Source organism: Flavobacterium sp. LM5, assembly GCF_002017945.1.
In the GTDB taxonomy this organism is placed as follows: domain Bacteria; phylum Bacteroidota; class Bacteroidia; order Flavobacteriales; family Flavobacteriaceae; genus Flavobacterium; species Flavobacterium succinicans.
This window is the reverse complement of the sequence record NZ_MUFX01000009.1, coordinates 1-14527: the sequence shown is the minus strand read 5'-3', so window position 1 is coordinate 14527 and position 14527 is coordinate 1. Positions and strand designations below refer to the sequence as shown.

12 protein-coding genes are annotated in these 14527 nt (G+C 31.8%); all 12 read right to left on the bottom strand.

Annotated elements, in window-relative coordinates:
• Positions 1-160: 160 nt before the first annotated feature.
• On the bottom strand, positions 161-661 hold the full coding sequence (locus tag BXU11_RS15965; RefSeq protein WP_078213258.1) for a LemA family protein: 501 nt from the start codon (positions 659-661) through the stop codon (positions 161-163).
• Between the two features lie 1092 nt (positions 662-1753).
• On the bottom strand, positions 1754-2548 hold the full coding sequence (locus BXU11_RS15960) for a hypothetical protein (RefSeq protein WP_078213257.1): 795 nt from the start codon (positions 2546-2548) through the stop codon (positions 1754-1756).
• Between the two features lie 127 nt (positions 2549-2675).
• A complete protein-coding gene (locus BXU11_RS15955) occupies positions 2676-3728 on the bottom strand; it encodes an acyltransferase (protein WP_078213318.1) in 1053 nt (350 codons plus the stop codon).
• A gap of 188 nt (positions 3729-3916) precedes the next feature.
• Positions 3917-4465 (bottom strand): hypothetical protein, encoded by a 549-nt coding sequence (locus BXU11_RS15950; RefSeq protein ID WP_078213256.1) that lies wholly within the window; start codon positions 4463-4465, stop codon positions 3917-3919.
• A gap of 638 nt (positions 4466-5103) precedes the next feature.
• The gene (locus BXU11_RS15945; RefSeq protein ID WP_078213255.1) at positions 5104-5553 is read right to left on the bottom strand and encodes a DUF4279 domain-containing protein; all 450 of its coding nucleotides are present in this window, start codon (positions 5551-5553) and stop codon (positions 5104-5106) included.
• A gap of 271 nt (positions 5554-5824) precedes the next feature.
• Positions 5825-6232 (bottom strand): hypothetical protein, encoded by a 408-nt coding sequence (locus BXU11_RS15940; RefSeq protein ID WP_078213254.1) that lies wholly within the window; start codon positions 6230-6232, stop codon positions 5825-5827.
• Positions 6233-7410: 1178 nt separating this feature from the next.
• Positions 7411-7881 (bottom strand): DUF695 domain-containing protein, encoded by a 471-nt coding sequence (locus BXU11_RS15935; protein ID WP_078213253.1) that lies wholly within the window; start codon positions 7879-7881, stop codon positions 7411-7413.
• A 1146-nt stretch (positions 7882-9027) separates the two neighbouring features.
• The gene (locus tag BXU11_RS15930) at positions 9028-10047 is read right to left on the bottom strand and encodes an IS30 family transposase (RefSeq protein WP_078213003.1); all 1020 of its coding nucleotides are present in this window, start codon (positions 10045-10047) and stop codon (positions 9028-9030) included.
• 212 nt (positions 10048-10259) lie between these two features.
• The gene (locus BXU11_RS15925; RefSeq protein ID WP_078213252.1) at positions 10260-10772 is read right to left on the bottom strand and encodes a hypothetical protein; all 513 of its coding nucleotides are present in this window, start codon (positions 10770-10772) and stop codon (positions 10260-10262) included.
• A gap of 940 nt (positions 10773-11712) precedes the next feature.
• Positions 11713-12945: a response regulator gene (locus BXU11_RS15915; RefSeq protein WP_078213250.1), complete on the bottom strand. Its 1233-nt coding sequence runs from the start codon at positions 12943-12945 to the stop codon at positions 11713-11715.
• The gene (locus BXU11_RS15910; protein WP_078213249.1) at positions 12939-13394 is read right to left on the bottom strand and encodes a response regulator; all 456 of its coding nucleotides are present in this window, start codon (positions 13392-13394) and stop codon (positions 12939-12941) included. The genes BXU11_RS15915 and BXU11_RS15910 overlap by 7 nt, the downstream gene beginning before the upstream one ends.
• The coding region (locus BXU11_RS15905) for a hypothetical protein (RefSeq protein ID WP_223253755.1) at positions 13391-14527 on the bottom strand (1137 nt) is incomplete at its 5' end. The genes BXU11_RS15910 and BXU11_RS15905, both read right to left, overlap by 4 nt.

The window sequence follows — 14527 nt, the reverse complement described above, 5'->3', positions numbered from 1 at the left end:
CGGTTTTTAGTTAAAATGACGCCTAACGTTCCCGCGCTACAAGCAGTTTGGGACTAAATTAAGCCCATTATTCGGATTTGCCCAATCTTCCAAATACAAGACTAATTTCAAATTAAGCCAAATACCCAAATTGCTTGTAGCGTGTGTTGGCAGATGGTTTTTATTCTTGTGTTACTTTTGGAGGTTCATTTTCACAGTGAATGTCGAAAATTAATTCTTCTTTACTATATTCTTTACAACTTTTATTATACTTATTAGTTTCAATACAAAGTTGTGTTTCAATCATAAGTAATTGGTCAATTAGCGATTGCGTTTCTTCCTTGTTTTTAAGTTTGGTGTCAAATTCTAAATTAACTAAAGTATGAGTTAGCGATGTAGTTAATTTTCCATTCTTTTCTTTGGTTAAATCTACTTTACTTTTATTTAAGATGTTGTTTCCACAAATAAGTTTTAATTCTTGTGCATAAAGTTCGGTGTTTTTTAATTCTACTTTATCAATCTTTTTCGACTTCTGAAGTAGTTTAGTTATTTCCAAAGTAATTTCCGTTCGTAACTTTAGTTGTTGTTTTAATTTCGTCCAATTTTTATTAATTTCCAAACTATCTTGGCAAAATACATTTAGGCTTTGTAATAAAATAAAAATTAAAAGACTTTTTTTCATATTATTTATTTTCGTTTTTTCTGCTCCAAAATCTCTGCCAACGTTCCCGCGCTACACGCGGTTTGGGCCTAAATTAGCGTTATTTTTCTGATTAGCCAAAACTTCCAAATACAAACCAATTTTCCCATTAAGCCAAAATGCCCAAATCGCTTGTAGCGTGTGTTAGGGTGTGTAGCGACACGTTTGAAAAGCACCAAAGTTCATCCGTTCCAATTTTCCAGTCCAATGTCGGCAACTTTTCCACGTTTTAATTTCGGTAAATTTTTTGTTTTCTGTTTGTCGTCAGAATGATGTTTTTCCATTAAAGCTCAAAAAAAAATCGAAAAATTTTTCCGCTTTCCGTTTTCCGCAAAGTGATTCACATTTGCTTATCTTTCGCCTTCCACTGTCAGATTCTGAGCTTGATTTGCGTCGGCTCGCTAGCTAGTTCATTATTATTTTTCAGTTGCAAAACGTCTGGTTGATGTCGGCTGTGTCTTTTCAACGGAGCTATACACCCTAACGTTCCCGCGCTACACGCGGTTTGGGCCTAAAGTAGCGTTATTTTTCTGATTAGCCAAAACTTCCAAATACAAACCAATTTTCCCATTAAGCCAAAATGCCCAAATCGCTTGTAGCGTGTGTTAGGGTGTGTAGCGACACGTTTGAAAAGCACCAAAGTTCATCCGTTCCAATTTTCCAGTCCAATGTCGGCAACTTCTCCACGTTCCAATTTCGGTAGCTTTTCTGTTTTGTGTTTTTCGTCGGAATTATGTTTTTCTATTAAAACTCAAAAAAAAAAATCGAAAAATTTTTCCGCTTTCTGTTTTCCGCAAAGTGATTCACATTTGCTTTTCTTTCGCATTTCGATGTCAAATTCTGAGCTTCATTTGCGTCGGCTCGCTAGCTAGTTCATTATTATTTTTCAGTTGCAAAACGTCTGGTTGATGTCGGCTGTTTCTTTTCAACGGAGCTATACACCCTAACGTCTTGCTAGTAGGCGATGGTCGGGCTAAATAAAGCAATTATTTTCGGATTATCACTAATTTCCCAAATACAAAACCATTTTTCCATTAAGCCTAATTCCCGACTATTGCTTACTAGCTGTTGTAACTAGTTTTTATATATAATATTCCTTTTTACAATCGTTGTTGTAATTTCTTTGTCATTTTCTATAATCTTTTTTATTCTCTTAATCCAATTATTGTTTTTGTCATATTTATATTCAAATATTGTAATTGATTTATTTTTTGAAAGAGGCCAAATCATTTTTACAATATCACCAAAATCATTTTTATCAATTATAAAATTATAATTATAGTATTCTAATTTATTTAAAACTATTTCATTTGAATAATTGTAAACTTTATAGTTATAGGTGTTTGATTTATAATTATAATCAGCCGTTTCTATAGCTTGAATTTCCCCATTTCTTACTGAAGTTATCTTGGTCGGAGATTTTAGACTATCAATTTCAACTATCATTTTGGAGACTATATTTAAATTATCATTTATGAAGGTTAATGTTTTTGAACTATCAGTTATTTTATACTTTATATGTAATATATCATTTATTAGTGAATTATGGTAAAAAACAACTTTAGACTCAATAATTTCTTTGTTATCGTCAATAATATATTCAAAAATTGATTTCAGCTCTTCATTTTTAAAAAGGCGTCCATTAATTATGGAGTCATTGGAATAATTATAAATCCATTTATTCGTGTAAGTTTCATTTTTTAAAAAATTTGTTTCACTTACAGTCATATTTTTAACATTACTGTCGTTGGTTCTGTATAATTCTTCAGTTCTTGGTTTATTCATTAACTCTGAAGGAATAGAAGTTTGAGACAATACAAGAAATGTATTTAAAAGTAAAAAGATGAATGTTAATTTTTGGTTTCTCATAAAATTAGTTACAACGTCTTGCTAGTAGGCGATGGTCGGGCTAAGTAAAAACAAATTTTCGGATTATCACTAATTTGCCAAATACAAAACCATATTTCCATTAAGCCTAATTCCCGACTATTGCTTACTAGCTGTTGTGCGTAGTTTTTTTTATTTTATTTCTTAATGGTTTTTCGAAGTATACATAACTTAAAGATGACAATATAATTAAAATAAAAAGTCTAATTATAAACGAACTTGTAAAGTCGGATTCTTTATGAATAGAAAAATATTTTTCCATTCTATAGTCTGAAAATATTGTCCAAACAGGGGCTTGTAAAATATAAATGCCAAAGCTAATTTCGCCTAAAAAAACAAATTTATAATTGGTGAATATTTTAGTAATCTTGTCAGTACTTAAAGAAATCAGGAATATTAAAGGAACAAATATTATAGCAAGAAATCCATTGTGAAAGTTTAAACCAATTGGAAATTTCAATAGAAATATTAGAAATAAGATTGTTAATAATATATAAGGAAGATAGTTATTTTGGTTATTTTTTAGTTTTGTTATAAAAAACAAACCTGCTAAATTTCCAATCAAAAATTCGTTGAGATGCATAAATGGATTATATGAAATATCTTTTATTTCATAATAAGGAATTTTAAGATTATTATGTGTAATTAAATGATATACTAATTGGCTAATTATCCAAAATAAAATTATCCAAATCGTGTTATTTTTTAATTTTTGTGTAGAATATACTTTGTTTATTAAAAATGGAAAAGTAATATAAAAAAATAATTCTACGGATAAAGACCATCCTGGATAATTGATTGTTAGTGCTTTTTGAGGAATCCAAGATTGAATCATAAATATGTTTAGGAATAAATCTGTAATATTTACATTTCTAAAGATTTTAATTCCAAGTATAAGAAAAATAGCTAATAAATATACTGGATAAATTCGGGCTAATCTGTTTTTAATGTATTCTACAAAATTTATTTTTTCCTGATTTTTATATGCAATAATCATTACAAATCCAGATAAAATAAAAAAATAGCTGACGCCAACATTTGCTTGTTTAAAAATAAAGGAAACATATTGGTTGTTAAATAAAAAGCTATTTTGTCCGTAATGGAAAATAACTATTGATATCGAAGCTATAAATCGAGTAAATGTTAATTGTTCAATTCTCAAATTAAAGTAATTTTTAGGTTTTTTTTCGTTTTTCGGTAAAATTACGCACAACGTTCTGGTACTACAGCGGGTTTGGGTTCTAAATTAAGATTTATTTTTCGGTTATCACTCAACATCCAAATACAAAACCATTTTCCCATTAAGCCAAATGCCCAAATCCGTTGTAGTAGCTGTTAGTGGCTGGCAATTTACTCCTGTTGTATCCATTCATATTTTCCATTTTTTAGATATATTATTCCGCCTCCGCAACTTTCTTCAGCGTGCATATAAATACCGTCATTTAACAGTTTTATTTTATCAACGTCATTTATTTCTTCTTCGGATAAAATCTCTCCATCTTCATTCACATTATTCCAATAGATTTCATTTTTCGGTGCTTTTTTAAAAATTACAGCCCAATCAATTTCATCAAAACCTTGTTCTAATATATTATTTCCCATTCCGAAATAATCAGTTCTATTTCCGTTCCCAAAGATTATTCTTAAACCGCTTTTTCCGTTTTTTGTACTCCTTACAATTTCAACAATGTCATTCAGATTATCACCGTCTAAATCACACAGAATTTTGTTTGTTTTGTGTTTTTCAGAAATTTGGATTGTATCTCTATTTTTAACTTCGGTTTCTCTTATTATTACTGAATTAGATTCTTTATTTTGGTTTTTTTCGGTGGCTTCTTTTGCTTCCTTTTTACAAGAAATAAAAACAAAGGTAAAAAGTATTAAGAGTCTAATTTTCATATTTCGGTATTCTGAGTTTTTTCGGTTTGCTTGCCACTAACGTTCCCGCGCTACACGCGGTTTGGGCCTAAATTAGCGTTATTTTTCTGATTAGCCAAAACTTCCAAATACAAACCAATTTTCCCATTAAGCCAAAATGCCCAAATCGCTTGTAGCGTGTGTTAGGGTGTGTAGCGACACGTTTGAAAAGCACCAAAGTTCATCCGTTCCAATTTTCCAGTCCAATGTCGGCAACTTTTCCACGTTTCAATTTCGGTAACTTTTCAGTTTTCTGTTTGTCGTCGGAATTATGTTTTTTCATTAAAACTCAAAATAAAAACGAAAAATTTTTCCACTTTCTGTTTTCCGCAAAGTGATTCACACATGCTTTTCTTTCGCATTTCGATGTCAGATTCTGAGCTTGATTTGCGTCGGCACGCTAGCTAGTTCATTATTATTTTTTCAGTTGCAAAACGTCTGGTTGCTGTCGGCTGTTTCTTTTCAACGGAGCTATACACCCTAACGTCTTGCTAGTAGGCGATGGTCGGGCTAAATAAAGCAATTATTTTCGGATTATCACTAATTTGCCAAATACAAAACCATTTTTCCATTAAGCCTAATTCCCGACTATTGCTTACTAGCTGTTGTAGGCAGTTTTTTTATTCATTCCGTTTTTCCAATATTCCAATTGTGTCAGCTTTGTAAAGGTCGAAGTCAACTTTAGATTCGGTTTTGGCTAAAAAATCGATAGTTCTTTTATTTAGTCCGAAATATGGTGTTGACGAATCAGGATTAATATCTATGTCAATCACAAACTGTATTCTTGTAGTTAAATTCAACTTGTCTTTTAGATTGTTTATGATTTCTATTTTGGGTTCAAATATGTCAATCAGCTTTTCAAGGAAAGTTTCTAAATCAATTTCATTTCCTGCATCAATTTGATATTTCCACGCTGTAGATTTCGGTACAGGTTCTTTCTTTATCATCACAGAAGTTGGTTCAATATTTAGTTTTTCCGTAATTTCTTTTGTGTCGAAGTATTCGGCATCAAATGAAAAATACAAATAGTTATTGCATTCTGTTCCACTATATGTTAATTTCTTGTACATCGTTTTTTAAAATTGCCTACAACGTTCTCGCGCTACAGCGGGTTTGGGACTAAATTAAGCCCATTTTTCGGATTTGCCAAATCATCCCAAGTACAAAACCAACTTTCCATTAAGCCAATTGCCCAAATCCGTTGTAGCGTGTGTTGGCGGTTCGGTTGTTTTTAGTCGGAATTACGATTTCAAACCAATTAATAAGTTTCTGCTTTTCACGTTTCTGCAGGCAAAATCTAATTTTCAAGTTCCAATATTTATATTTCTGATTTTTTCTTTCCTATAGATAAACTGTTGCAATTCCTAATAATGCTATAATCCAAAAAGAGAGGAAAGCTAATCTTATTGATTGTTTACATAAAGTATACATTTCGTAAAGTTTCACATCTTTTAAATTGTCAAAATCTGCATTCTTTGATAATAATCCTATGTCAACGATTTCTCCTTTATCGGCTGAAACTCCATAATCAACAACATATTTTTGGAATAAATCAGGGAGCGTATTTTTAAGAGTCCTACTAAAATCTTCTAATTTATCACGAAAATTAAATATAAAAAAGGGAAAAGTTGGAATTCCAAAAATAATTGGAGCGAAATTTTTAATAGGCTTTGGAAATATAAATAACCAAATTATGCTAATTATAAGTATTGAATAAAAATATATTTGAATTTTGTATGATTTGCTCATTCTGTAATTTAGGATTTAAAATTCCATTTTTATTTTTTCAATTTTGGTGCGTAAAGAAATTCAAATTTGCTAGAATATTTTCTGCGTACGTTCGGCGTTCAACTGACCGCCAACGTTCCCGCGCTACACGCGGTTTGGGCCTAAATTAGCGTTATTTTTCTGATTAGCCAAAACTTCCAAATACAAACTAATTTTCCCATTAAGCCAAAATGCCCAAATCGCTTGTAGCGTGTGTTAGGGTGTGTAGCGACACGTTTGAAAAGCACCAAAGTTCATCCGTTCCAATTTTCCAGTCCAATGTCGGCAACTTTTCCACGTTTCAATTTCGGTAACTTTTCAGTTTTCTGTTTGTCTTCGGAATTATGTTTTTCCATTAAAACTCAAAAAAAAAATCGAAAAATTTTTCCGCTTTCTGTTTTCCGCAAAGTGATTCACATTTGCTTGTCATTAGTATTTCAGTGTCAAATTCCGAGCTTGATTTGCGTCGGCACGCTAGCTAGTTCATTATTATTTTTTCAGTTGCAAAACGTCTGGTTGATGTCGGCTGTGTCTTTTCAACGGAGCTATACACCCTAACGTTCCCGCGCTACACGCGGTTTGGGTCTAAATTAGCGTTAATTTTCGGATAAGCCAAAACTTCCAAATACAAAACCAATTTTCCCATTAAACCAATTGCCCAAATCGCTTGTAGCGTGTGTTAGGGTGTGTAGCGACACGTTTGAAAAGCACCAAAGTTCATCCGTTCCAATTTTCCAGTCCAATGTCGGCAACTTTTCCATGTTTCAATTTCGGTAACTTTTCAGTTTTCTGTTTGTCTTCGGAATTATGTTTTTCCATTAAAACTCAAAATAAAAACGAAAAATTTTTCCGCTTTCTGTTTTCCGAAAAGTGATTCACATTTGCTTGTCTTTCGCATTTCGATGTCAGATTCTGAGCTTGATTTGCGTCGGCACGCTAGCTAGTTCATTACTATTTTTTCAGTTGCAAAACGTCTGGTTGATGTCGGCTGTGTCTTTTCAACGGAGCTATACACCCTAACGTCTTGCTAGTAGGCGATGGTCGGGCTAAATAAAGCAATTATTTTCGGATTATCACTAATTTCCCAAATACAAAACCATTTTTCCATTAAGCCTGATTCCCGACTATTGCTTACTAGCTGTTAGGCGTCGTTGTTTTATTTAGAATGATTTGTATGTTTCCCAATTCTCATCTTTTCTGTTATAGCTAGTTAATTCGTATTTTGGATATTTAGCCTTTAACTTTTCTAATCTCAAATTAAATTCTTCTACATTTTTTGTATATAAAACAAACTCTCTAAATCCTGAAGTTGTAATTATTGTAGCGACAATTGAATTCAAATCAGTTTCATACATTTCAAAAATATCATCTTCCAAATCATTCAATTCTGGCTCGTTTCCAATATTTGGCAATCCATTTTCATCAGGAAATAATAGTTTGAATGCAATTCCACAGCTCATAGAATAGTTTGTATTTCCCGCTATTTTATCAAGTCCTGAATTTTTTCTAATCAACATTTGATTTCCATTGTTTTCCCCACTTAAAACACTCCACCTTTCAGGAATTATTGTAATTATCTCGTTAGAATTGTTTTCTGTTTTTTTACCAAATATTTTGTCAAATATTCCCATTTATTTATTTTTTATTTTTCTGTTTCCTTCGTTTTTCGGTACAATGACGCCTAACGTTTGCGGCTATGCGAAGTGCCTTCTTTCGCCGCTTCACTAATGATAGCTAAAATAGCCAAATTTTTTAATTTGTACTATTTTTATCTAAAAAAGCGGAAGGCATTTTGCATAGCCGCTGTTGGGGGTAGTTACTTAATTATGCACAACCATCGCTTAATTAAGTAACGGAGTTGGATAGACTACTCCTCTCTTTTTTTTTCAACACAATGCTATTCAATGAAACCAATTATTTATTGCGCTTAGCAAGCCTGCTAGGCGAAGTCAATAATAGGGGTTTTAGGGCTCTATTTTTTTGGTGATGTTTAAGTTAGCAAAAATAAATATAGTATTGACTTTGTCATTTATTTTCGATAACTTAGCCAAGTCTTTTACGTTGTCAAACGTATTGAAAGTGAACTTTCTACGATTCCCAATCGAAAGACTTGAAGCCTAAATGCTTTATTCTTCTAAACATCCCAAAAAAATATCCCGAAAATTCATTGTGAAAAAACGTCGTAGTCTAAGTGGCACGGTCCAATTACCTCCAACGTTCCCGCGCTACACGCAGGCTGGGATTAAAGATGCGTAATCTTTCGGTTAAAAACAAATGTATCAAATACAAACTATTTTCAAATAAAACCCATTGCCCAGCTTGCTTGTAGCGTGTGTTATAGGGCGGTTGTTTAGTCGAAATTACTATTAAACCGCAAATTTTTCACGCTTCTGTTGGCCAATTCCAGCTTTCACACTTTTTCATTTTTTTACGTTAGAGTAGGAGTGACCCAATTTTAGGTTTGCTTTGTCTGTTCACTTTCTTTAGAGTCTGTTTTTAAAGTTTCGCTTGGTAAGTTTCGTTTTTCACACTTCAGCTTTTCACGCTTCTGTTGGCAAAGTGCAATTTTCACACTTCCGTTTTTCGTATGCTTGTCGTTAGAATCCAATTTTCAACGTTTGCTGGCGCTTCCAATTTTCACGCTTCCAATTTTCACGCTTCTGCTTTGTAAACGTGCGGCGGAAATAACTGTTTATTTTCTAATTGGATTTGCCTGCGTAATGGTGGATTCAAGACCTTAATGCAACAGTTGGTCTTTTTAGTGATGATCAAAAATACTAATTTGGTTTTAAATTGAGGTATTTGATCTTGTTTATTTCTAGTTCCAACATGTATGCTGGTGTTTTATATCCTAATACTTTTCTTGGCCTATTATTAAGTTTATTTTGAACTTGATTTAGCTGTTGTTCGGTAATGTTATTAAAGTCAGTTTTCTTCGGAAAATATCGTCTTATTAGCCCGTTTGTGTTTTCATTTGTGCCTCTTTCCCAAGGCGAATATGGATGAGCAAAATAGATATCCATTCCTGTATTGTCTTTAAGCCATTTATGATTAGTCATTTCCATTCCATTATCGTACGTCATTGTTTTTCTTGCCTCTGGAATTAAGATGTTTAAGGTTTTTGCTACGGCTTGTGTCATGGTTTCTGATGTTCTGTCTTTTAGGAAAATGATATAAGTAAATCTTGTTTTTCTTTCAACCATTGTGGCAATTGCGCTTTTGTGTCCTAGACCTACAATTTGGTCTCCTTCCCAATGACCAAGCTGTTTTCTGTTGTCTATATCTGGTCGCATTTCTATACTAATTGCATCTTTAATTCTAGATCTTTTAGAGCCAAATCTCTTATTATTTCTTCTTTTTGAATGGCTGTAGGGTAGTAGTTTGATTAATTTTCTTCCTAATCTAGATTGTCTATGCTTGTAAATATGCTTATATATTGCTTCATATGAAATAGACATTATGGGGTCATTTGGATATAAATCTTTGATACTTCCTGCGATTTGTTCCGGTGAGTGATCATTGAGTAATCCTCTATATACAAACACTTTTAGCCTAAAATGAGTATTTATTTTGTCAAGATTTCTTTTGTTTAAATACTCTTCTTTAGCGCAAAAATCGGCAAGATGTGCTTGGTATTTATCACTAGGAATACGAATCCATTTTTTGACTTCTCTGTGGATCGAACTCCTGTTACGATCTAATTGTCTAGCGATATATAAAATTGACTTCTTTTCGGATAGTAAAGTCTCGATTATAACACGCTCTGCAAAGGTTAATCTGTTACGTTTCTTTTCCATATACAACAAATTTAAAAAATTAAAAATGTTGCATTAAGTTATTGAATTTACGAATTTCGGCTCAACTGCCCTATAACGTTCCCGCGCTACACGCAGGCTGGGATTAAAGATGCGTATTATTTCAGTTAAAAACAAATGTATCAAATACAAACTATTTTCAAATTAAACCCATTGCCCAGCTTGCTTGTAGCGTGTGTTGGCGGTTCGGTTTTTTATTCCATACTAGTTTTTCCAAGTACAAAATCATTATTCCATTTTTCTAAATCTTCACAATCATTTATCTTACTCTTTTTAAAAACTAGTTTTTCGTTTTTAATGTAGAATTTAGTGTTTTCGAATACATCATATAAATCTTCGGTTTTTATATCGCAATCTTTAAATGATTTTTTAAACATATAGTTTTCGCCAATTTTTCCATATTTTTCGCAGTTTCCACCAAAAACAATTAAAAAACAACAGTTTTTGGGTTTAAAACTATTCAATATAATTGTGTCATTTTCAATTCTCCATTTTCCTTTAGAATTTGAGCGTGACATACAAGCTCCACTAAAAAAGTCAAATGTATTGTCATTATTTATCTTTAAAGTAGCAGTATATGGAATTGGTTTTTTTGTCGATTTCCATTCAGCAATATATTTATTTCTTATTTCGTTTTCTGTCGAATTTTTACAAGCAATGAAACTCAAAAAAGATGACAAAATTAAAATACTAATTATTCTTTTCATACGCGAAGTTTCTGATTTACTGCTAAACTGACCGCCAACGTTTGCGGCTATGCGAAGTGCCTTCTTTCGCCGCTTCACTAATGATAGCTAAAATAGCCAAATTTTTTAATTTGTACTATTTTTATCTAAAAAAGCGGAAGGCATTTTGCATAGCCGCTGTTGGGGTAGTTACTTAATTATGCACAACCATCGCTTAATTAAGTAACGGAGTTGGATAGACTACTCCTCTCTTTTTTTTTCAACACAATGCTATTCAATGAAACCAATTATTTATTGCGCTTAGCAAGCCTGCTAGGCGAAGTCAATAATAGGGGTTTTAGGGCTCTATTTTTTTGGTGATGTTTAAGTTAGCAAAAATAAATATAGTATTGACTTTGTCATTTATTTTCGATAACTTAGCCAAGTCTTTTACGTTGTCAAACGTATTGAAAGTGAACTTTCTACGATTCCCAATCGAAAGACTTGAAGCCTAAATGCTTTATTCTTCTAAACATCCCAAAAAAATATCCCGAAAATTCATTGTAAAAAAACGTCGTAGTCTAAGTGGCACGGTCCAATTACCTCCAACGTTTTGCAGCTACCCGAAGGGCGGGACTTTTACCACAAAACTTGATTTGAAAAACTAATGTTTGATTAACCACAAAACTGTCTTTGGAACACGAAACCCCGCCTTTTGGGTAGGTGCTGTTATAGGCTGGCGTTCTTGTCTGTCGTGGGTTACAACCATTTTTGTGTCGTCTGTTATTGTCATTTGTCGAGTGTTTTTTTGTCGGGCTGTGTGTCGGGTGTTTTATTTTTTTTTGAAGCGTTGGAAATTTTTTAAAAACAATTTTTCTTTTGGGTCTGCTCTGCAAGCTCTATTAAAAACTATGCTCGTGTGTTGGCTTGTGCAGTTTTTAATTGTGCTTGCAGATTGCACAGGGTCTATTTAATATTAATGCTAATCAAAGTTTAGCTTTTCAATGATAAAATGATAAAGGAAACTACTACTTGTAAATGCAGCATAAGGTTGAAATTTGTCATCTTTGTCAGGGTCTCCAAAATCGGAAATAGATTTAATGGAAAAGACTGCCATTGGCTTAGGTCTTGAACAATTCTTTGCTGTATAAAAAACTCCATAGGTTTCCATGTCAATACCTATGAGTTTTCTGCTATGTCCTTTAATTTCTTCAATAACTTTTTTGTTTTCTACTACCCCTGCTCCTGATGCAAAAGGACCAATATGCATATTCAATTCATATGATATATCTTTAATTGGCCATTTAGATTTTATCTCATTTAAATATTCACGTTTTCCTTTACAGGAAATAAATAATTCTTTAAGGTCTGGCTCTAATTCAATTGATTTAAAATCTGGTTCAAATTTAATATTTCCATCTTTATCAGTCTTAATTTTTCCACTTCCACTATCAAATGAAATATCAGCTACTAGTATATCTCCAAGATTACCGAGACCTTTAACACCGCCAGCAATACCCGTAATAGCAATATATTTTGGTCTGAAATTAAAAATAATCTTATGTGTAAGGGTAGAAGACGCTACCATCCCCATTTGGGGTGCACTTGCTGCAATTACTTTTATTCTTTTTTCACCGTTTATAAGTATACCTTTAAAATATTCAGTAGCATCGTTGTCAAGTTTAAATGACTCCCAGTTAGCATTTAGATTTAAAACACTATCCAATTCAGGAGTTCTTAATGCTGTAATGATAGCCACATCATATTGGAATCCAAAGTTATTGGGATTCTGTAAATCTAATTTTGACCGAATAAGATAATTAAGTTTATTTTTTATTTGTCGCTCCCAATTAGTAGAACTTACATCATATTTTATTAGAGCCCATAGTTCATCTTCAAAGGAACGTTTAAATCTATCTATGTAGTCATCTACTTCAGAAAATCCAATAATATGGAATGGCTTTATTAACCTTCTATTTTTGTTTATTTCATCTAAAAAATTTATTCCATTTTCTGGACTTGCATCATCACCATCCCTCATCGGTAGTCCTAAATCAAGTATTAATAGATCAAAGTGCTTTTCTGATAATATTTTTTTTGCACCTATTATATTCATTGCTGTTTCTAATAGAGTAACCTCTGGAATAAATTCCAAAAGTGTTCTCAGAGCTTTAATTTTAAGCGGATTATCGTCTACAACTAATATGTTTAACATGATATTTTATTTTGGATTAATTCTAATAACTCTTTCTGCCAAAGTGAATTATCAGGACTATAAAAAATAGTGTCAATGTACATTGCTGAAAATTCGGACTTTAGCATCTGTTTTAAATTTGCTAAATCAATATAAAACTCTCCTTCACCGAAGGTTTCAAATTGAGTAATAACTACTATTTTACATTTTTTTCTTTTTCTGGTTAGCTCCCTCATAATATCAATTCCTGCTAATTTTCGAAATTTATAACCATCTTCGCCTGGTTTAATATCAAAATTTGGGAGTTGCATATCCAATAATACTAAGTCAAAGTCATGCGTTAATAGTTCCTTTAATCCAGATTGGTATGATTTCTTTAGTTCAATAGATGCCTCAGTAAAACTTTCACTAATAAACTGAATTATCTGTTTTGCTTTATGTTGATCATCTTCTATTAATATTAATTTCATTGCTCTAATTTTTGAAGATTGTTTAAATTGAAATTTATTTCAGTTCTATAAGTTCTAGACTCATCAACAGGGTCAATTATTATATTGAAGGATTCTCTTAATAAATCAGATTTTAAAGTCTTTTGAATTTTTAAGTATCCTGTTCCCTTTTCAGCACGAATTTTATCATTGTCATGCGATTGAAGCAATAAGTCACGAGTTTTTTGAATTTCTATATTCCTACTTTCCAAATTAATATTTGAAGAGAAGTTATTTAAAATGATAATAGATATTTCATTTTCACATACATTTATTGCAATATTTACTTTTAAATCATCACAGTTCAATTCCGAATGCTCAATTATATTATGCATTAAATTTTGGAAAATATAGCAAAAATGCGGAAAGTTTTCTCCTTCAAATTTAATGCTACAATTAATATTAAACCTAATATCTAAATTTTGATATTCCTTGAAAAGTCTCTTTAAAGTTGTTAGTGTAGAATCAATAGGAAGTTGAATATAGAATTCATTAATTGTCTTGCTGTTGGTTCTTTTAAACCATGCCGCAATCTTATCCAGCTCATTTTTAATGTCTGTTTGACAAAGAGTTATGTTTCTAATTAGTTCATTCACTTCTGGATGCTCATTTTTATCAAAAATCGCCTCTACTTCCTTTGATAAATTCACCAATGAAGAAACCATGAATTCCTTAATGTTTTCTGAAATATCCTCTCTAATTCTAGTTAGGTTAGATTCTGTCCTTTCCCACAATATCGCAATAATTTCCTCGAAGAATAACTCATAATTATCTATTGAAGCTATTCTTTTCTTGAAAAATTGCAACAACTCTTTACTATCATACGAGTAATCAAAATACCCTTCAGATTCTTTCTTTTCTGTTTTAATTTGAAGCTTTTTATTTTTTAATTCATCTGAAATTGCATCAATTTTCTGGGAAAAATCAGACATTGTTTTATTAAAGTATGTTGATAATTCTAGTTCAGATTTTGATAATAACTTTTGCCAATAAAGATTATCCTTATAATCCTTAGAAGTATCTTCTTTTTTTGTAATGAGATAATAATTTTCAAATACACTTCTAATTTCACCCAATAATGTTCCATGTCGAATTCTCATACTAAGATAAGTATC

Coding starts and splice junctions, on each gene's coding strand:
- BXU11_RS15965 (WP_078213258.1), bottom strand. CDS start 661: ATGAAAAAAAGTCTTTTAATTTTTATTTTATTACAAAGCCTAAATGTA.
- BXU11_RS15960 (WP_078213257.1), bottom strand. CDS start 2,548: ATGAGAAACCAAAAATTAACATTCATCTTTTTACTTTTAAATACATTT.
- BXU11_RS15950 (WP_078213256.1), bottom strand. CDS start 4,465: ATGAAAATTAGACTCTTAATACTTTTTACCTTTGTTTTTATTTCTTGT.
- BXU11_RS15945 (WP_078213255.1), bottom strand. CDS start 5,553: ATGTACAAGAAATTAACATATAGTGGAACAGAATGCAATAACTATTTG.
- BXU11_RS15940 (WP_078213254.1), bottom strand. CDS start 6,232: ATGAGCAAATCATACAAAATTCAAATATATTTTTATTCAATACTTATA.
- BXU11_RS15935 (WP_078213253.1), bottom strand. CDS start 7,881: ATGGGAATATTTGACAAAATATTTGGTAAAAAAACAGAAAACAATTCT.
- BXU11_RS15930 (WP_078213003.1), bottom strand. CDS start 10,047: ATGGAAAAGAAACGTAACAGATTAACCTTTGCAGAGCGTGTTATAATC.
- BXU11_RS15925 (WP_078213252.1), bottom strand. CDS start 10,772: ATGAAAAGAATAATTAGTATTTTAATTTTGTCATCTTTTTTGAGTTTC.
- BXU11_RS15915 (WP_078213250.1), bottom strand. CDS start 12,945: ATGTTAAACATATTAGTTGTAGACGATAATCCGCTTAAAATTAAAGCT.
- BXU11_RS15910 (WP_078213249.1), bottom strand. CDS start 13,394: ATGAAATTAATATTAATAGAAGATGATCAACATAAAGCAAAACAGATA.